Origin of the sequence: uncultured Actinobacillus sp. (genome assembly GCF_945915845.1) — a bacterium.
Lineage (GTDB): Bacteria > Pseudomonadota > Gammaproteobacteria > Enterobacterales > Pasteurellaceae > Exercitatus.
Genome location: NZ_CAMEFX010000004.1, coordinates 42,032 through 60,118, shown reverse-complemented (window position 1 = coordinate 60,118; position 18,087 = coordinate 42,032). Strand labels below are relative to the sequence as shown.

Below are 18,087 nucleotides of genomic sequence, written 5' to 3'. Positions count from 1 at the left end.
ATGAGCGAAAAATCAACTGATCGCCGTGTGTTTCTTAAACAAGTTGCCTTAGTGGGGGCGGGCGTAATGGCGTCCCCAGCGTTTGCTTTAGAACCACGTGCCACACCGAAAATTAAAAATCTCTATCCGTTTTATGGTATTCACCAGCAAGGTATCGCTACACCTGCACAAAAAAATATCTATTTTATGGTGCTAGATCTACATTCTACCGATCTTAATAAAATCAAAGAGATGTTTAAAATATGGACGGATTATAGTGCGAAATTAACGCAGGGGCTGAATGTGAAAAGCTACCCTGACAATGCCTATATTCCGCCAACCGATACGGGCGAAGCGGACAGTTTAAATCCGTACAATCTCACCCTAACCTTTGGTGTTACCGCTTCTTTCTTTGATAAGCTGGGCATTGCACAGTTCAAGCCAAAACAGCTTAAAGATCTACCGCACTTTCCACGAGATCAGCTCAAAGAGCATTACACCGGCGGCGACATCTGTATCCAAGCCTGTGCCGACGATCCGCAAGTGGCATTCCACGCTGTTCGTAACTTGGTGCGTGCCGCTCGTGCGAATATTACAATGCGTTGGAGCCAAGCCGGTTTTAATTCCTTTGAAGGGGGCGATACGCCACGCAACCTGTTCGGTTTTAAAGACGGCACGGGTAATCCACAAGGCAAAGCTCTTGATGAAGCCGTTTGGTATCAGGACGATAACTGGTTGAAAAACGGGACATTTTTAGTGGCTCGCCGTATTCAGATGCACTTGGAAACTTGGGATCGCACAAATCTCAACGGGCAAGAAGAAACCTTTGGTCGCCATCGGGATAGCGGTGCGCCGATTGGGAAGAAACAGGAGTTTGATACGGTTAATCTTGAGCAGAAAGATGAAAAAGGCAATCCAGTTATTCCTGAAATTTCCCATTTACATTTGGCGAAAAAGACAGGGTTACAGATGTTAAGACGTTCCTTCTCTTATGCCAGCGGTGTTGATCCGAAAACAGGGCAGTTTGATGCAGGCTTGTTGTTTATCTCATTCCAAAAAGATCCGCAACAATTTATTACCATTCAAAACAGCCTTGGCAATATTGACAAGATGAATGAATACATTACCCATATCGGTAGCGGATTATTTGCGTGCTTTGCAGGAGTTAAAGATGAAAATGATTACTTGGGTAAATCATTGTTTGAACAACTTTAACCGCTTTTCTGTCGTATTTACGCTCAGCTTAACGCTGGGCGTTGCTTATGCAAAGGTGGAAACCAGCCACTTATTTGTGCATTTATCCGATGCAATGGCGGAAGTGAAAAAAGGGGAAAGTGCAAAATCTCAGCCCTATTTGACCGCTTTACAGCAAGATTTTGAAGCGATCCCAAGCCATCAATCGCAAGCAGGACAAGCGGTCAGTTCTTCGCTGAAAATTGCGATTGCTCAACCTGATTTAGCCCATTTTGAGCAACTTTCCAAGGATCTTTATGCTTTTGAGAAAGAGCAAAACCCCGTAGATTACGAACAGAAGCGTCAGCAATTTGCCAAACGAGTGATGCCTGTTTATCAGAAACTGTTGCAAGCGGTACAGCAACAGGATTTAGATGCGGTTCAACAAGCCTATAAACGGTTTAACCAAACCTGGACGCTGAATGAAAAAGTGGTGAGAGAAACCAGTCTTGGACATTACGGGCAGATTGAAACGGCGATGACCTTATTGCGAATTGCGATGTTGTCTGAACCAGCAAATTTCCCTGAAATGCAAACACAAGCGGTCAAATTAGGCGATGCTTTAGCGGATTTTAAATCGGGCAAACAGTTACAACCACAAGCAGTGCAAGCCGATGCGCCTACCACATTGAAAGACGGCATTGCGTTACTGGAAAAAAGTTATCAAGCCTTTAGTGAGAACCTAATTTCGCAAGGACAAGCGAACATTACGCTCTTTATTCAGCAATGGGCAGTCTTTGAAGGGGAAGTGCGAACACGGGACGGTGCGTTATATAATCGGGTGGAAAGCGATTTACCAGTCATTTTGGTGAAGGGCAATCAGGCGGAAAATCTAGTACATTTCAGAACCTTACTTGACGATTTGCAACGGCTCGATCTAGCTTCAAGCTATGGCATTGTTGATGCAATGCTGATTTTATTGCGTGAAGGAACGGAAGCCTTATTGATTATTATGGCATTGCTTACCACCCTAAATGTAGCCAACCAACCCCAAGCAAGACGCTGGGTTTATGTTGGGGCTGGATTGGGCGTTGTAGCAAGTATTGTCGGAGCTATTGCCTTGCAACAACTTTTCCCTGCCATTTCCGCAGGCACAAACCGTGAAATTCTCGAAGGTGCAGTGGGAATTGTGGCAGTTTTGATGATGCTTTTTGTCGGGGCGTGGCTGCATAGCAAGGCTTCGCTCAAAGGTTGGCAAAACTTTATCAATAAACAGGTTGCCCAAGCCCTTGCTACTGGGAGCTTATTCTCAATGTTGGCGTTGAGTTTCTTGTCGGTCTTTCGAGAAGGGGCAGAAACGATTTTATTTTACGCAGGAATGTTGCCGTTAATGACGATGCAAGATTTCTTGCTGGGGATTTTATCTGCCCTTATTTTGTTAGCGATAATGGCGTGGGCGATGCTACGCTTTTCCCACAAATTGCCGATCCATCATCTATTCAAAGTGATGACAGTCTTGATTTACGGGCTTGGCTTTAAAATCCTTGGAGTTAGTATTCAGGCCTTGCAACTGACACAAATGCTACCACGCCATATTATTGACGGGCTACCGAATATTACCGCTATTGGCTTTTATGCTTCAATGGAAGGACTAGCCGCACAGCTGGTTTATTTGGCGTTAATTCCGGTGGTGGTGAAAGTGATGGGAAAATAAATCGCCTCATTTTTCACAATAAATTAACCGCGCTTTGTCATGAAATAAAGCGCGGTTGTTTTTTTCGATATTTTTCAGGAACTAATGTTTTTTCTGCATAATCTGTTGCACTTCCGCCATTAATTCTTGATCCACTTCCAAGGCGATTTTGATTAATTCCGCGTTTTCAAATGGGGCAATTTTCGGGTCATACACTTCCGCCATTACCTTGATAGAATGACGGTCTTTGTCGAAATAGGTTTCGGTAATTTCATTGACCACATCGTCATCCATCCCCAAAGAAAGCAAGGCTTTTTTACCGGCACGCAAGGCGGAATCAAAGGTTTCACGCACTTGAATATCCGCACCGGCATCATACAAATCAAACACGGCAAGACGATCGTAAGCACGCGCAATAATTTTTATTTGCGGGTTCATTTTGCGTGCTAATTCAACAATATGCAGAGCTTGGTGTTTGTCATCAATAGCCACGATTAACAGCTCCGCATGTTCAACACCAGCGGCATGTAAAAGCTCAGGGCGTGTTGCATCGCCGTAATAACTTTTAATACCGCGTTTTTTCATATTGGCAATTAAATGCGCGTCTTTATCAATAATAGTTGGGTGATATCCTGTCATCACGAGCATTTGATTGATAATTTGCCCAAAACGCCCCAAACCAATTAGCACCGTTGGATGTTGTTCTTCAATATGATCAGCCGCTTGCTCTTGCGTATGGGTTAAATGTGGGATGAGATATTTTTTGTGCAAAATAATGAAAACTGGCGTTAAAACCATTGAGAGCACCACAATAGCGGTCATATTGGCTTGGACTTCTGCACTGATCACGCCTTTAGCGGCAGCGGCCGCAAAGAGAACAAAAGCAAATTCGCCACCTTGCGCCATAATAATCATACGATCAATGGCGTTGGCATGGCTGGTGCGCGTAACACGTGCCACAATATAAATACAGAGTGCTTTGACCAACATAAAGCTCAACACGCCTGCGATAATTAAGCCCCAGTTTTCCATAACCACCGTTAAGTTTAGGGACATGCCTACCCCTAAGAAAAACAACCCTAACAATAATCCACGGAAGGGCTCAACGTCTGCTTCAAGTTGATGACGGAAGCTTGATTCGGATAACAATACGCCGGCCACAAACGCCCCCATTGCCATGGATAAACCGCCGCCTTCCATTAGCAATGCGGAACCCAATACTACCAATAATGCGGCTGCCGTCATCACTTCTCGGTTTTTGGTTTTGGCGAGAATTTTAAATAATGGATTTAATAGCCAAAGCCCTGCTGCCACTAATACCGCAATAGATCCCCCTGCCAAAGCAATTTTTTGCCATAAAGGCTCACTGGATTCTACGTGGTTTGGCGATAAGAAAGTGACGATGGCCAGTAAAGGCACAATCAATAAGTCTTCAAATAATAAAATGGAAACAATACTTTGTCCCCTTGGGGTGGCAACATCACCGCGATCGCTGAGCTCTTGCATCACAATCGCTGTTGAAGTTAACACAAAGCCTGCGGCACTGACAAACGCCACGCGCCAATCAAACCCAAATGCCATGGCAAGTCCTGTTAAAGCGGAAGTACATAAGCCAATTTGAAAAGCACCTAAACAGAAAATATGGTTACGCAATCCCCAAATATGAGAGGGTTTCATTTCTAACCCAATGATGAATAAAAACATCACAACACCAAGTTCAGCGAGATGAATGATTCCCTCGGGATCTGTAAACACCCCTAAGCCAAAGGGGCCAATGACTAAACCGGCGGCTAAATAACCTAATACAGACCCCAATCCTAAACGTTTAAATAAAGGGACGGCAATCACTGCGGCAGTTAATAATGTCACCACATTGATGAGTTGATTAGCCCCTTCTGCTGCTGCCATAAATACTCCTTAATACGCAGTTAAATCTTTACAAAATCTTTAGGGTCTGTTTATTTTTCAATAAAAAGCTGCGTTGTCGCCTAAAAAAGTCATCGGCTAGGCGTAAAACGCAGTTAATAGCAGGACTATTTACAAGTTTTACAACAACGACGATGGCTTTTTTAGGCACAACCCGAAGGGGCGGGCTTCTTTTTTGCCCACTCTGTGTTAAAAAAACTTTGTTTAGAATGACTAAACGGCAGTTTTTTTGCCTTGATTGGGCAAAAAATAAGCTCCGCCGCAGCCTTTTATTGAAAGATAAACAGACCCTACACTAAAAATTCGCCTTTTTTGGGGTTCTTCGGTAAAATACGCGTCCGAATAACGTTATTTACTGGAAAGTTCTATTTATGTCTAAAACCCCAAACATTGGCTTTGTTAGTCTTGGTTGTCCCAAAAATTTAGTGGACTCAGAGCGTATTTTGACAGAGTTACGCACCGATGGCTACAACATTATTCCCACTTACGAAAACGCAGATTTAGTGATCGTAAATACCTGTGGTTTTATTGATTCCGCGGTACAAGAATCCCTTGAAGCGATTGGTGAAGCCTTGGAAGCCAATGGTAAGGTATTAGTAACAGGTTGCTTGGGCGCAAAAGAAGATCAAATTCGCGAAGTGCATCCAAAAGTGTTAGAAATTACAGGGCCACATTCTTATGAAGCGGTGATGGAGCACGTACATAAATATGTGCCAAAACCTGAATACAACCCTTATGTTAATCTTGTACCGAGTCAAGGGGTGAAATTAACGCCGAAGCATTACGCCTATTTAAAAATTTCAGAAGGCTGTGATCACAATTGTACTTTCTGCATTATTCCATCTTTACGTGGAAAATTAGACAGCCGACCTATTACACAAGTATTAGATGAAGCCAAACGTCTTGTAGATTCCGGGGTAAAAGAATTATTAGTGGTTTCTCAAGATACCTCGGCCTATTCCCTTGACCAAAGCAAAGAAACTCAAAATAAAACGGTTTTCTGGAATGGAATGCCGATTAAAAATAATTTAATCACCTTGTGCCAAATGTTAGGAACCCTTGGTGCTTGGGTACGTTTGCATTATGTTTATCCTTATCCACATGTAGATGATTTAATTCCATTAATGGCAGAAGGCAAAATTTTGCCTTATTTGGATATTCCATTGCAGCATGCTAGCCCGAAAATTTTGAAGGCCATGAAACGTCCCGGCTCCGTGGAACGTGTATTAGAACGTATCAAAAAATGGCGTGAAATTTGCCCTGAATTGACCTTACGTTCAACCTTTATTGTAGGTTTTCCGGGGGAAACGGAAGAAGATTTCCAAATGCTGTTGGATTTCTTACAAGAAGCACAACTTGATCGCGTAGGTTGCTTTAAATTTAGCCCGGTCGATGGCGCAAAAGCCACAGACATGGACGATCAAGTGCCGGAGGATATCAAAGAAGAACGTTTCCAACGTTTTATGGAATTACAACAACAGATTTCTGCTCAACGTTTACAACAAAAAGTGGGCAAAACACTGAAAGTTATCGTGGATGAAATTGATGAAGAGGGCATTATTGGTCGTTCAATGGCAGATGCCCCTGAAATTGATGGCGTAGTTTATGTAGATAATTTAAGTGAAAGCGCGGTGAAAATTGGTGATGTTTTAGATGTGACGATTACCAATGCCGATGAATATGATTTATGGGGAACTTGTTAATTAAGGAGTATGTGATGACCGAATCTCAAAAGAAACCTAATGTGGAACGCTTTGAACAAGCAGTTGCCGCAAAAAGCTATGAAGAAGCCTGTGTTGAGCTATTAAATATCTTAGGCAAATTAGACAGCAATTTTGGTGCCATTGATGGGATTGAATTTTCAATGCCGACACAACTAAAAGAGCCAACGTTAAAGTACGATATGGTGAAATATTTCTGTACACGTATGGCAACCGCTATTAGCACCTTATTCAGCGATAAAGAATTGGTGATTTCAGATAGTGGTGCGACACGTTTTTTCTCATTCCAACGTTGGATGACGATGATTTTTGCCTCATCACCTTATATCAATGCTGATCACGTGCTACAAGTCTATAATTTGAATGCGGCCAATAACGACCCGACAGATGTGCAATTGGACGGAACAAAAGAAAGTTTGGTGAAGTTCTGTATTCTTTATTTACCTGAATCGAACTTAAATGTGAATTTAGACGTGCTTTGGCAAGTTAGCCCTGAGACTTGTGCCTCACTCTGTTTCGCCTTGCAATCTGCTCGTTTTATTGGCACAAAAGAGGCTTTCTCAAAACGAGGTACCATTTTGCAATGGTTCCCTGAAAAATTAGCCCAAATTCAGAACTTAAATAATGTACCAAGTAGTATTAGTCACGATGTTTATATGCATTGTAGCTATGATATTGCGGCTAATAAGCATTGGGTAAAAAATGCTTTAAACCAAGTGATTCGCCGTCATATCTTAGAGGCGGGTTGGCAAGATAGAGATGTATCGAGTATCGATTATCATAATGGTAAACCGGTGATGGTCGTAGTATTGGAGCATTTCCATTCGGCACACTCAATTTATCGCACACACTCGACCTCAATGATCGCTGCGCGTGAACATTTCCATTTAATTGGTTTGGGTAATTCCAGCGTGGATCAACCGGGGCAAGAGGTATTTGATGAATTCCATTTGTTGGAAGGCGAGTCTATTTTAGACCGTATGAATTTTGTGCGTAATATTTGTGAACAAAATAAAGCGGCAATTTTATATATGCCGTCAATTGGCATGGATCTATTGCCAATTTTCTTAAGCAATACACGCCTTGCACCAATTCAAGCGGTCGCATTAGGTCATCCGGCCACAACCCATTCGCCATTTATCGAGTATGTTGTTGTAGAAGATGATTACGTGGGTTCAGAAGAATGTTTCAGCGAAACCTTATTACGCTTACCGAAAGATGCGTTACCTTATGTGCCATCCGCTTTAGCCCCTACATCGGTCAACTACAAGTTGCGTGAAAACCCTGAGGTCGTCAACATTGGTATTGCCTCAACGACCATGAAATTAAACCCTTATTTCTTAGAAGCGTTAAAAGTTATTCGCGATCGCGCTAAAGTCAAAGTCCATTTCCATTTTGCCTTAGGACAATCCAGCGGCATCACTCACCCTTATGTAGAACGTTTTATTAAATCTTACTTGGGCGATAATGCCACAGCACATCCACATACTCCATATCAGCAATATTTAGAAATATTGCACAATTGCGATATGATGGTCAACCCATTCCCATTCGGCAACACCAACGGCATTATTGATATGGTAACCTTAGGCCTAGTGGGGATTTGTAAAACAGGCCCGGAAGTCCATGAACACATTGACGAGGGCTTATTCAAACGTTTAGGCTTACCGGAATGGCTCATTGCCAATACTGTGGATGAATATGTAGAACGTGCCGTTCGTTTGGCTGAAAACCATGAAGAACGCTTAGCATTACGCCGTCATATTATTGAAAACAATGGGTTACAAACCTTGTTTACGGGAGATCCAAGACCAATGGGACGTATCTTCTTGCAAAAAGTAAAAGAATGGGAAGAGGAAAATTCAACTGAAACGCCTAAAACCCAAAAAGTGAACGGTAAAAAAAACAGAAAATAAAACTGTAACGCGAAAAACTGCGGTTAAAAAAAAGAAAAATTAATCTTTTAAATCTAACCTTTATCAACATGCTGAAGTGCGGTGAGTTTACCGCACTTTTTTTGTTTATTAATTCAGCTCATTCATTTGCTTAATGGGAACGTAAACGCTGTAAAAAGGCTTTGGTACGTTCGTGTTGTGGGTTATCGAATAATTGTTGTGGCGAGCCCTGTTCAACAATTACGCCACCATCCATGACAATCACTAAATCTGCCACATCTAGCGCAAATTTAATTTCGTGCGTCACAACCACCATTGTCCAACCTTCTTTTGCAAGAGATTTCATGGTATCTAAAACATCTTGCACTAATTCAGGATCCAGGGCAGAAGTGGGTTCGTCAAAGAGCATTAACTCAGGTTGTAATGCCAAAGCGCGCGCAATACCTACTCGCTGTTGTTGTCCGCCTGAAAGTTGGAACGGATAGAGATCCGCTTTATCCGCTAACCCTACTTTACTGAGTAACGCTAAAGCCTCTTGTCGTGCTTGTTCTTTGTTTTTTCCCTGTACTTGAACCGGCCCTTCCATTACATTTTCCAAGGCTGTTTTATGAGGAAATAGATTATAATTTTGGAACACCATTCCTGATTTCCGGCGTAAAGCAAGAATATCTTTTTTAGAAGGGTTCGAACCAAAATCAATTTTTAAGGGATTCGCGTTATCAAATTCAATGGTGCCTTGTTCAGGCATTTCAAGGGCATTTAAACAACGTAAAAACGTGGTTTTTCCTGAACCTGAAGGGCCTAAAATGACCACAACTTCGCCTTTGGTAATCTCTAAATCAATACCGCGTAAAATGGTGTTGTCACCAAAAGATTTCTGAATATTGTTTACTTTAATCATAGGATCTCCTAGTGTGCCACAAAACGAGACATTCTTTTTTCAATACGGGCTTGAATAAAGAATAATACCCAGCAGAAACACCAATAGACTAACCCTGCTTCAATATAAACAGGCAGAAAGTCATAAGACATATTAGCCATTTGTTGTGCGACACGGAACATTTCTGTCACGGTGACAACAGAGGCTAAAGAAGTATCTTTAAATAAACCAATAAACGTATTACTCAATGGTGGAACCGCAACCCGAAAGGCTTGAGGGGCGATAATACGGCGAAATGTTTGAAGATAATTCATTCCAATAGTGTAACCTGCTTCCCATTGACCTTTCGGTACAGCAGAAATAGCCGCTCGCACCGTTTCCGAACCGTAAGCACCTATATTGAGTGAAAAACCAATAATCGCAGCCGGAATAGGATCGATAAAAATACCAATGGCAGGTAAGCCGTAAAATACGACGGAAATCTGCACTAACATTGGCGTACCACGAATAATGGAAATATAGATATTCACCAACACCAACGCAATGCGATGAAAAAGACCATTTACAGGGGTAATACGGATAAGTGCTACACCGACTGCAATAATCATCCCAATAATAAATGACGAAATTGCCAATGGAATTGACACTAAAAAAGCGGCTTCAACCATTGGCAAAAAAGCACTAATGACCAACTCCACACGGGACTCGGTCATAAAAGGTAAAGAAAGAAGAAAATTATTTAACACTGATATCTTTTCCGAAGAATTGTTCACCTAATTTTTTCAATGTACCGTCTTTTTGTAATTCCACTACGGCAGCACTGATTTTGGCAAGAGCTTCATCATTGCCTTTATTAACGATAAAACCTGAACCTAATTTATCTTCAGCCGGTGATTCCCAAGCTGTTTTTAAACCTGCATTTGGGTTTTTCTTCAAGTAATCTAAAATCGCCAAACTATCATTTAAAGTTAAATCCGCACGTTTTTGTTGTACAACTAATAATGATTGCGCTAACCCGTCAACAGGCACGATCTTGGCTTGTTTTTCACGAGCAAGTTCACCATAGTTACTGGTTAATGATTGTGCCGCTTTACGTCCTTTAATGTCATCTAAGGTTTTAATACTGTCCTCATCAGAGCGCACCACCATCATTGCACCAGACCAACTATAAGATTCGGATTTGTCAAAGGTCGCACGACGTTCAGGTGTTGTTAATGCGACTTGGTTTGCCACAATATCAAAACGACCTGCTTTCAAACCTGCCATCATTGAATCCCAAACTGTTTCTTTGAATTCCACTTTAACGCCCAATTTTTCTGCCACAGCACGAGTTACTTCCACATCGTAACCGGTTAATTTACCGTTCGCATCATGATAAGTGAAAGGGGCGTATGTCCCTTCTGTTCCCACGGTAATCGTGCCTTTATTATTAATTCGATCGATTAAGCTGTCCGCTGCTAACGCTTGTGTTGAAGTAAAAGCAAAAACAGAGGTCGCTAGTAATAAAAATTTTTTAAACATAATACTTTCCTTTTGAATGAAGTTTTAAACAAAATGGATTTTAGCCATGTTATATCAAATTAAGAAATACAAAAAACATATATCTTATAACTGAAAATTTCAGCGGCTTATTTATAACTTATTTTGCCTTGCAAGAGCAACTATTTAAGTGATCATCCACCAACCCCATGGATTGCATAAAAGCATAACAAGTGGTTTCGCCCACAAAAACAAAACCTCGTTTTTTTAAGGCTTTGGAAAGAGCTTTTGAGGTGTCTGTTTTGGCCGGAATAACGCTCAGCGTTGGCACATCATTAATTTGGGTTTTATGGTTCACAAAAGACCACACAAAATCACTAAAATTTTCACCGCACTTTTGCATTTGAAGATAAGCCTTAGCATTTTTAACAATGGCTTCCAATTTGGCACGATGACGAATTAAGCCTTCATTTTGCATTAATTTATCTATGTCTGCCGCTGTCATTACGGCGATTTTCTCAGGGTTAAATTGATGAAAAGCCGCGCGATAAGCGTCTCTTTTCTTTAACACTGTAATCCACGAAAGCCCGGCCTGTTGTCCTTCAAGACAAATTTTTTCAAATAGCTTTTGACTATCAAATTGCGGCTTTCCCCACTCATTATCATGATAATCAATATAGATTTGGCTGTCGCCAACCCAAGGACATCGCATCATTGTCACTCCTGTAAATCAGCTAAGGTATTAAAATTACGAAAAGCCTCTTTTTGTTGCGAAAAGTCAACACTAACTGCACCTTGTTCGCGTAAAAATGTGAATATTCTCCGTTCACCGCGAGCAAGATATTGTTCAAGCGCGGTCAATAATTGACAAGAAATAAGACAAAATGTCGGGTGATCGCGTTCGCCATCATTGGCATAAGCACATAAAACAGCCTTTTTTTTCACCGCGCTTTTTAGTTTGTCTAACAAATTAAGAGGCAAATAAGGGCAATCACAGGGAACAAATAACACAAAATCAGTCTTCGCTTGACGCAATGCCGTCAACATTCCACTAAGGGGACCTTGGAAATCTGCCATTTCATCAGGAAAAACAGGCACGCCAAATTGTTCATATTCTGTAAGGTGACGATTGGCATTAATAGAAATAACGTTAATTTGAAGTTTTAACCGTGCTAAAACCTGTGCAATAAGCGGTTGATGATGAAAAAGTTGTAAACCTTTATCCACACCGCCCATTCGTCTTGCCAATCCACCTGCTAAAATTACCGCGCTAATAGTGAACATCGTTTGTCAATTGCCCCTAATTCAAGTATCATTCTGCGCTAGCTATTTGCTATGCAATTAAATCTAATTTTAAAGGAAGTTTTTATGAAATGTCATCGTCTAAATGAAGTATTGGAACTTTTGCAGCCTTATTGGTCTAAAAAAGACCCGGAAATGAATTTGGTTCAAATTTTGCAAAGCATTGCAGATGAAGCCGGTTTTGATAAGCCATTGGCTGAATTATCTGATGAAGTGATTATTTATCAATTAAAAATGCGCGATGCAGGAAAATATGATCCCATTCCGGGTATTCAAAAAGATTATGAAGAAGACTTCAAAACCGCGATTTTAAAAGCGCGCGGTATTATTAAATAAGGATTGATAATGAAAAAATTATTAACAACACTAATTATCGCAACGGCGACAATGGCAGGTTTTCAAGCACAAGCCGCTGAATTAAAAGAGGGCGAACAATATATTACCCTAAGCCAAGAACGTTCGGCGCAACCTGAAGTTATCGAATTTTTTTCTTTCTATTGTCCACATTGTTATAGCTTTGAAATGCAGTATAAAATTCCTGCAAAAGTCAAAGAAGGGTTACCAAAAGGAACCACGTTTAAACAATATCACGTTGATTTCTTAGGTCCTCAAGGGGAAAACCTAACACGTGCCTGGGCATTAGCCATGACTTTAGGCGTAGAAGATAAAGTCAAAACGGCTTTATTTGATGGCGCACAAGCGAATGCATTTAAATCAATGGATGATATTCGCCAAAAATTTATCGACAATGGCGTCACCGCAGAACAATTTGACGGTACCATTAATAGTTTCGCTGTGACTACGTTAGTGAAAACACAACAGAACTTAGTGAAACAATTCCAAGTTAATGGTGTGCCAGATTTTTATGTAAATAACAAATTCCGCGTAAATCCTGAAGGTTTATCTCGAGATGATTTCGTGGGCGATTATGTAAAAACAGTGATCGAATTATTGAAAAAATAACCTTATTAAATAGACCCTAGGAGCAAAAAATGGCTGAGAGTTTCAGTGTTGAACGTCGTTTTTTTGACGACAAAAATTATCCACGTGGCTTTTCTCGTCACGGTGATTACACCATCAAAGAATCACAAGCGTTAGAACAATATGGTCAAGCATTTAAAGCCTTGGATTTAGGTGAACGCGAACCAAAAACAGCAGAAGAAAAAGCTTTCGTTGCTGTTTGTAAAGGTGAACGCCAACCTGAAACATTCTTTGAAAAAACATGGAATAAATATCGTACATTAACCAGTAAAACAAAACGTGTTTATACTCTTTCCGGTGTGGTTGCTGATAGTATTGAAGATATGGCAACAGCGGATTAATCTTGTTAAATACTGAAAGAAGGCTTGAGAAATCAAGCCTTTTGTTTTTTTGTATGGTAAAATTTTGCTATTTAGAAAAATAAGTCAATATACCAATGCAATCATTACCCATTGAACAATACGATAACTTATTAGCCCAAAAGCGCGAAAAATTAACCGCGCTTTTATCGCCATTTAATGCGCCGGAATTGGACGTATTTTCTTCGCCTAAACAACATTTCCGCATGCGTGCTGAATTTCGCGTTTGGCATGATAACGGGGATTTGTACCACATTATGTTCGACCAAGAGACAAAACAACGTTATCGAGTGGACAATTTTCCTATTGCAAGCCAACTAATCAATCGAATGATGAGTGCGCTTTTACCTTTATTAAAAGAGCACGATATTTTAACGCGCAAATTATTCCAAATTGATTATCTCAGCACCTTAAGTAATAAAATTATTGTGAGCCTGTTATATCATAAAAAGCTGGACGAACAATGGGAAGCGGCAGCTCGTGCGCTTAAGGTGCGGTTAGAAAAAATGGATTTTGATGTACAACTTATTGGTCGCGCCACAAAACAAAAAATTTGTCTTGAGCAAGATTTTGTAGATGAAATTCTACCTGTTAACGGGAAAAACTACCTATATCGCCAAGTAGAAAATAGCTTTACACAGCCCAATGCGGCGGTAAATAGCAAAATGTTGGAATGGGCAATTGATTGTACGAAAAATTCTACCGGGGATTTACTTGAACTTTATTGTGGTAACGGGAATTTTTCCATTGCTCTGTCGCAGAATTTCCGCCAAGTATTAGCCACAGAAATAGCTAAACCTTCTGTTGCTGCTGCACAATTTAATATTGCGGAAAATGCTGTAAATAATTTACAAATTATTCGTATGTCTGCAGAAGAATTTACTCAAGCAATGAATGGTGTGCGTGAATTTAATCGTCTAAAAGGGATTGATTTAAAAGCTTACGAATGTAATACCATTTTCGTTGACCCTCCACGCGCGGGACTTGATCCTGAAACGGTGAAGCTAGTACAAAATTACGAACGTATTTTGTATATTTCCTGTAATCCATATACCCTGTGTGAGAACTTACAACAATTAACTCAAACCCACCGTATTGAACGCGCTGCATTGTTTGATCAGTTTCCTTACACCGATCACATGGAATCAGGTGTTTGGTTAGTACGCAAATAAGGCATAGTATGATTCAATTAATTTGCGAAACCGAAACGCCTGAAATTTTCGCCGCACTTTGTGCCTCAAAAGGCTTAACACATAATCCGGAAAGTGCCCTTGCATTGGTACAAACTCAAATAAATAATGAAGTGCGGTTAGAATTGCGCAAACTTGATGAGCCAAAATTAGGGGCGGTATTTGTAGATTTTGTAAGTGGTACGATGGCACATCGCCGTAAATTTGGCGGCGGACGCGGCGAAGCGGTAGCGAAAGCCATTGGCATTAAAGGTAGTGAATTACCAACGGTTATTGATGCGACAGCAGGACTAGGGCGCGATGCTTTTGTACTCGCTGCAATTGGTTGCCAAGTCCGTTTAGTAGAACGTCATCCTGTGGTTCGCCTCTTATTGGAAGATGGTTTACGCCGCGCCTATGCAGACAGCGAAATTGGTGACATGATGCAACAAAATATGCAGTTACTTGATGTGGCACATATTAATGCCTTAAACCCTGAAACAGATTTTGCTGATGTGGTTTACCTTGATCCCATGTATCCCCATAAACAAAAATCCGCTTTGGTTAAAAAAGAAATGCGTGTATTTCAGCATTTAGTGGGGGCGGATTTAGATGCAGATACATTGCTTGAGCCCGCCTTGCAATTAGCCAAAAAGCGCGTAGTAGTTAAACGCCCCGATTATGCGGAATTTCTTGGAAAAATCGCACCGCACTTTAGCCGAGAAACAAAGAATCATCGGTTTGATATTTATTTATAATAATTATGGGGTAAATGCTATATAAACAATGCAATGCCCCAAAACCGTTAAAACTCTCTTTCTAATACCAACGCAATACCGTCTTCATTATTGTTTGCTGTCACTTCTTTTGCCACTTGTTGTATTTCATCAGGGGCATTGCCCATGGCAACACTTAAACCTGCGTATTCCAACATATCAAGATCGTTGAAATTATCGCCAAAGGCGATGACGTCATCCGCACTTACGTGCAAATAATGTTCCATAAAACGAATGGCTTTCGCTTTTGTTGCGGCTTTATTCATAATTTCTAAATATTCAGGTTTAGAACGATGAATACTTAAATGTGGTAATGCGCACTTTAAAAGTTGCTCCACGTCTAAAATCGCATCAGCATTTCCCATAATAAGGATTTTATGCACATTTTGGATGTTTTCAGGTGTTTTTTGTGCCTGTAATCCTGTTATTTCCGTTTCTTGCTGTGCCCAATAGTCATGTTGGTTAACAAACCAATTTAAACCTGAATAATGGCTAATGGATAAATGCGCGTAAGGCGTAAGCAATGTGGTTAATTTATTTAAATCCGCCGTATCAATTAACACACTATAAAGTTCATTTAACTCTTTATCTAAAATCAACGCACCGCTATAGCAAATAATCGGGGCATTTGTTTGTAATTGATTTGTATAAGGTGTTATGGCATAAGGCGGACGGGCTGAGACAGGAATAAAGGGGATTCCTTTACGGATAACGGATTTAATGGCTTGCTCAGTTCTAGGGCTGATTTTATGTTGACTATTTAATAGCGTACCGTCCATATCGCTGAAAATGGCTTTGTATTTCATTTTATACTCCCTATAAGTACATTGCGTTCCGACATGATTTGGCTCAAATAATAAAAAAGTCGTTCCCATAATAGGAACGACTTAAAGTGCGGTTATTTTAGCGTTTGTTTTTCACTAATTTTTCCGTTAATTCGTAAGCACGAAGTTTTGCAAGTTCTCTTGAAAGTTTTGCTGTTAACAATTCATGATTTGTATCAGCGGATTTTGCTACGATATTTTCTTCAGCTTTTTTCTTCGCTGCTAAAATACGTTCTTCATCAAGTTCAGAACCGCGGATCGCCACGTCTGCAAGTACGGTAACAACATTCGGTTGAACTTCTAAGAATCCACCCGATACGTAAACCACTTCTTCGATACCATCATTATAAGTAAATTTTACAATACCCGGTTTAATGGCGGTAAGTAATGGTGTGTGACCGGCTAAAATACCCAATTCACCTTCGATACCTGTAGCTTGTACACTTTTTACTTCGCCTTCGAAGATTTTATTTTCTGCACTTACGATTGTTAAAGTAAATGTTGACATATGTTTCCTCCAATCTGGTAATCAGTTGAAGTGATTACATATTTTTCGCTTTTTCAATAACTTCTTCGATTGAACCTACCATATAGAACGCCTGTTCCGGGATATGGTCATATTCACCGTTAAGAATACCTTTGAAACCACGAATCGTATCTTTTAATGATACATATTTACCTGGTGAACCTGTAAAGACTTCCGCAACGAAGAACGGTTGTGATAAGAAACGTTCAATTTTACGCGCACGTGCTACCACAAGTTTATCGTCTTCTGAAAGTTCATCCATACCAAGAATGGCAATGATATCTTTCAATTCTTTATAACGTTGCAAAATACCTTGTACACCACGCGCTACATCATAATGCTCTTGACCAACCACTTGTGGGTCTAACTGACGTGACGTTGAATCTAATGGGTCAACCGCAGGATAAATACCTAATGACGCAATGTTACGACTTAATACAACTGTTGAGTCTAAGTGCGCAAAGGTTGTGGCCGGTGATGGGTCAGTTAAGTCATCGGCTGGTACGTAAACCGCTTGAACAGAGGTGATAGAACCAGTTTTGGTTGAGGTAATACGTTCTTGTAACACCCCCATTTCTTCTGCCAATGTAGGTTGGTAACCTACCGCTGATGGCATACGACCTAACAATGCCGATACTTCTGTCCCTGCAAGGGTATAACGATAGATGTTATCCACGAAGAATAATACATCGCGACCTTCATCACGGAATTTCTCCGCCATAGTTAAACCGGTTAATGCAACACGTAAACGGTTACCCGGTGGCTCATTCATTTGACCATAAACCAAAGATACTTTATCTAAAACATTAGATTCCGTCATTTCATGGTAGAAGTCGTTACCTTCACGAGTACGCTCACCCACCCCTGCGAATACAGAGAAACCTGAGTGTTCGATAGCGATGTTACGGATTAATTCCATCATATTAACGGTTTTACCTACACCCGCACCACCAAATAAACCCACTTTACCCCCTTTCGCAAATGGGCAAATTAAGTCGATAACTTTGATACCTGTTTCTAATAATTCGGTACTATTGGATTGTTCCTCATAACTTGGTGCCGCACGATGGATTGCCCAAGTTTCTTCCGCACCAATATCACCTTTTTGGTCAATAGGCTCACCCAATACGTTCATAATACGACCAAGGGTTTTAGTGCCCACTGGTACTGAAATAGGACGACCTGTATTTGTAACGTTTAAACCACGTTTTAAACCATCAGACGAACCTAATGCAATACAACGCACTACACCGCCACCGAGTTGTTGTTGAACTTCAAGTGTTAAACTTGCACCTTCAACTTTTAATGCATCGTAAACTTTTGGTACTGCATCCTGTGGGAATTCAACATCGATTACCGCACCGATAATCTGTACAATTTTTCCTGCTGACATTACCGCTTTTC

General features: G+C 40.7%; 18 protein-coding genes. 9 read left to right on the top strand and 9 right to left on the bottom strand.

The annotated features are described in order from the left end of the window. A complete protein-coding gene (efeB, locus tag Q0O89_RS02450) occupies nucleotides 1-1,194 on the top strand; it encodes an iron uptake transporter deferrochelatase/peroxidase subunit (RefSeq protein ID WP_293730191.1) in 1,194 nt (397 codons plus the stop codon). Further along, the gene (locus Q0O89_RS02445) at nucleotides 1,151-2,866 is read left to right on the top strand and encodes an FTR1 family protein (protein WP_293730190.1); all 1,716 of its coding nucleotides are present in this window, start codon (nucleotides 1,151-1,153) and stop codon (nucleotides 2,864-2,866) included. Before efeB ends, Q0O89_RS02445 begins: the two co-directional genes overlap by 44 nt. An 81-nt stretch (nucleotides 2,867-2,947) precedes the next feature. Here Q0O89_RS02445 and Q0O89_RS02440 read toward each other — a convergent pair whose 3' ends face one another. After that, nucleotides 2,948-4,753 (bottom strand): monovalent cation:proton antiporter-2 (CPA2) family protein, encoded by a 1,806-nt coding sequence (locus tag Q0O89_RS02440; protein WP_293730189.1) that lies wholly within the window; start codon nucleotides 4,751-4,753, stop codon nucleotides 2,948-2,950. A gap of 389 nt (nucleotides 4,754-5,142) precedes the next feature. Between Q0O89_RS02440 and rimO the strand changes: the two genes are divergently transcribed. Both rimO and Q0O89_RS02430 read left to right on the top strand, forming a co-directional pair. Next, nucleotides 5,143-6,474, top strand: a complete 1,332-nt coding sequence (gene rimO / locus Q0O89_RS02435) for a 30S ribosomal protein S12 methylthiotransferase RimO (RefSeq protein WP_293730188.1) — start codon at nucleotides 5,143-5,145, stop codon at nucleotides 6,472-6,474. Between the two features lie 14 nt (nucleotides 6,475-6,488). Beyond that, a complete protein-coding gene (locus tag Q0O89_RS02430; RefSeq protein ID WP_293730187.1) occupies nucleotides 6,489-8,408 on the top strand; it encodes an adhesin in 1,920 nt (639 codons plus the stop codon). A gap of 130 nt (nucleotides 8,409-8,538) precedes the next feature. Here the strand turns inward: Q0O89_RS02430 and Q0O89_RS02425 are convergent, their stop codons facing one another. The 5 genes from Q0O89_RS02425 to mobA all read right to left on the bottom strand — a co-directional run bounded on the left by Q0O89_RS02425 (nucleotide 8,539) and on the right by mobA (nucleotide 12,030). Continuing rightward, nucleotides 8,539-9,288: an amino acid ABC transporter ATP-binding protein gene (locus Q0O89_RS02425; RefSeq protein WP_293730186.1), complete on the bottom strand. Its 750-nt coding sequence runs from the start codon at nucleotides 9,286-9,288 to the stop codon at nucleotides 8,539-8,541. Between the two features lie 8 nt (nucleotides 9,289-9,296). After that, nucleotides 9,297-10,013, bottom strand: a complete 717-nt coding sequence (locus Q0O89_RS02420; RefSeq protein ID WP_293730185.1) for an amino acid ABC transporter permease — start codon at nucleotides 10,011-10,013, stop codon at nucleotides 9,297-9,299. Further along, nucleotides 10,003-10,788, bottom strand: coding sequence for an amino acid ABC transporter substrate-binding protein (locus tag Q0O89_RS02415; protein WP_293730184.1), 786 nt, complete (start codon nucleotides 10,786-10,788; stop codon nucleotides 10,003-10,005). Before Q0O89_RS02415 ends, Q0O89_RS02420 begins: the two co-directional genes overlap by 11 nt. 118 nt (nucleotides 10,789-10,906) lie before the next feature. Further along, the gene (locus Q0O89_RS02410; protein WP_293730183.1) at nucleotides 10,907-11,461 is read right to left on the bottom strand and encodes a DNA-3-methyladenine glycosylase I; all 555 of its coding nucleotides are present in this window, start codon (nucleotides 11,459-11,461) and stop codon (nucleotides 10,907-10,909) included. Between the two features lie 2 nt (nucleotides 11,462-11,463). Next, on the bottom strand, nucleotides 11,464-12,030 hold the full coding sequence (gene mobA, locus Q0O89_RS02405) for a molybdenum cofactor guanylyltransferase MobA (RefSeq protein WP_293730182.1): 567 nt from the start codon (nucleotides 12,028-12,030) through the stop codon (nucleotides 11,464-11,466). 84 nt (nucleotides 12,031-12,114) lie between these two features. Here mobA and Q0O89_RS02400 point away from each other — a divergent pair, with 84 nt between their 5' ends. The 5 genes from Q0O89_RS02400 (at nucleotide 12,115) to Q0O89_RS02380 (ending at nucleotide 15,315) form a co-directional block, all read left to right on the top strand. Beyond that, a complete protein-coding gene (locus Q0O89_RS02400; RefSeq protein WP_135710266.1) occupies nucleotides 12,115-12,384 on the top strand; it encodes a YihD family protein in 270 nt (89 codons plus the stop codon). A gap of 9 nt (nucleotides 12,385-12,393) precedes the next feature. Continuing rightward, complete coding sequence (locus tag Q0O89_RS02395; RefSeq protein ID WP_293730180.1) at nucleotides 12,394-13,011, top strand: DsbA family protein; 618 nt, start codon at nucleotides 12,394-12,396, stop codon at nucleotides 13,009-13,011. Nucleotides 13,012-13,040: 29 nt separating this feature from the next. Then, on the top strand, nucleotides 13,041-13,370 hold the full coding sequence (locus Q0O89_RS02390; protein ID WP_293730179.1) for a DUF413 domain-containing protein: 330 nt from the start codon (nucleotides 13,041-13,043) through the stop codon (nucleotides 13,368-13,370). Between the two features lie 95 nt (nucleotides 13,371-13,465). Beyond that, a complete protein-coding gene (trmA, locus tag Q0O89_RS02385; protein WP_293730178.1) occupies nucleotides 13,466-14,560 on the top strand; it encodes a tRNA (uridine(54)-C5)-methyltransferase TrmA in 1,095 nt (364 codons plus the stop codon). Nucleotides 14,561-14,568: 8 nt separating this feature from the next. Beyond that, complete coding sequence (locus Q0O89_RS02380) at nucleotides 14,569-15,315, top strand: class I SAM-dependent methyltransferase (RefSeq protein ID WP_293730177.1); 747 nt, start codon at nucleotides 14,569-14,571, stop codon at nucleotides 15,313-15,315. A gap of 47 nt (nucleotides 15,316-15,362) precedes the next feature. Here the strand turns inward: Q0O89_RS02380 and Q0O89_RS02375 are convergent, their stop codons facing one another. From Q0O89_RS02375 to atpD, 3 genes are all read right to left on the bottom strand, one after another. Next, nucleotides 15,363-16,139 carry a Cof-type HAD-IIB family hydrolase gene (locus Q0O89_RS02375; RefSeq protein ID WP_293730176.1) on the bottom strand — a complete coding sequence of 259 codons (777 nt, stop codon included), beginning with the start codon at nucleotides 16,137-16,139 and terminating at the stop codon, nucleotides 15,363-15,365. Nucleotides 16,140-16,236: 97 nt separating this feature from the next. Continuing rightward, nucleotides 16,237-16,665, bottom strand: a complete 429-nt coding sequence (locus Q0O89_RS02370) for a F0F1 ATP synthase subunit epsilon (protein WP_293730175.1) — start codon at nucleotides 16,663-16,665, stop codon at nucleotides 16,237-16,239. A 34-nt stretch (nucleotides 16,666-16,699) separates the two neighbouring features. Next, a complete protein-coding gene (gene atpD / locus Q0O89_RS02365; RefSeq protein ID WP_293730174.1) occupies nucleotides 16,700-18,076 on the bottom strand; it encodes a F0F1 ATP synthase subunit beta in 1,377 nt (458 codons plus the stop codon). Between the last annotated feature and the right edge of the window lie 11 nt (nucleotides 18,077-18,087).

Bases quoted from the DNA above. Each gene is read 5' to 3' on its own strand.
- Q0O89_RS02380 (WP_293730177.1), top strand. From the start codon at position 14,569: ATGATTCAATTAATTTGCGAAACCGAAACGCCTGAAATTTTCGCCGCA.
- Q0O89_RS02415 (WP_293730184.1), bottom strand. From the start codon at position 10,788: ATGTTTAAAAAATTTTTATTACTAGCGACCTCTGTTTTTGCTTTTACT.
- Q0O89_RS02410 (WP_293730183.1), bottom strand. From the start codon at position 11,461: ATGATGCGATGTCCTTGGGTTGGCGACAGCCAAATCTATATTGATTAT.
- rimO (WP_293730188.1), top strand. From the start codon at position 5,143: ATGTCTAAAACCCCAAACATTGGCTTTGTTAGTCTTGGTTGTCCCAAA.
- Q0O89_RS02440 (WP_293730189.1), bottom strand. From the start codon at position 4,753: ATGGCAGCAGCAGAAGGGGCTAATCAACTCATCAATGTGGTGACATTA.
- trmA (WP_293730178.1), top strand. From the start codon at position 13,466: ATGCAATCATTACCCATTGAACAATACGATAACTTATTAGCCCAAAAG.
- Q0O89_RS02400 (WP_135710266.1), top strand. From the start codon at position 12,115: ATGAAATGTCATCGTCTAAATGAAGTATTGGAACTTTTGCAGCCTTAT.
- Q0O89_RS02430 (WP_293730187.1), top strand. From the start codon at position 6,489: ATGACCGAATCTCAAAAGAAACCTAATGTGGAACGCTTTGAACAAGCA.
- Q0O89_RS02425 (WP_293730186.1), bottom strand. From the start codon at position 9,288: ATGATTAAAGTAAACAATATTCAGAAATCTTTTGGTGACAACACCATT.
- Q0O89_RS02370 (WP_293730175.1), bottom strand. From the start codon at position 16,665: ATGTCAACATTTACTTTAACAATCGTAAGTGCAGAAAATAAAATCTTC.
- mobA (WP_293730182.1), bottom strand. From the start codon at position 12,030: ATGTTCACTATTAGCGCGGTAATTTTAGCAGGTGGATTGGCAAGACGA.
- Q0O89_RS02375 (WP_293730176.1), bottom strand. From the start codon at position 16,139: ATGAAATACAAAGCCATTTTCAGCGATATGGACGGTACGCTATTAAAT.
- Q0O89_RS02390 (WP_293730179.1), top strand. From the start codon at position 13,041: ATGGCTGAGAGTTTCAGTGTTGAACGTCGTTTTTTTGACGACAAAAAT.
- Q0O89_RS02445 (WP_293730190.1), top strand. From the start codon at position 1,151: ATGAAAATGATTACTTGGGTAAATCATTGTTTGAACAACTTTAACCGC.
- efeB (WP_293730191.1), top strand. From the start codon at position 1: ATGAGCGAAAAATCAACTGATCGCCGTGTGTTTCTTAAACAAGTTGCC.
- atpD (WP_293730174.1), bottom strand. From the start codon at position 18,076: ATGTCAGCAGGAAAAATTGTACAGATTATCGGTGCGGTAATCGATGTT.
- Q0O89_RS02395 (WP_293730180.1), top strand. From the start codon at position 12,394: ATGAAAAAATTATTAACAACACTAATTATCGCAACGGCGACAATGGCA.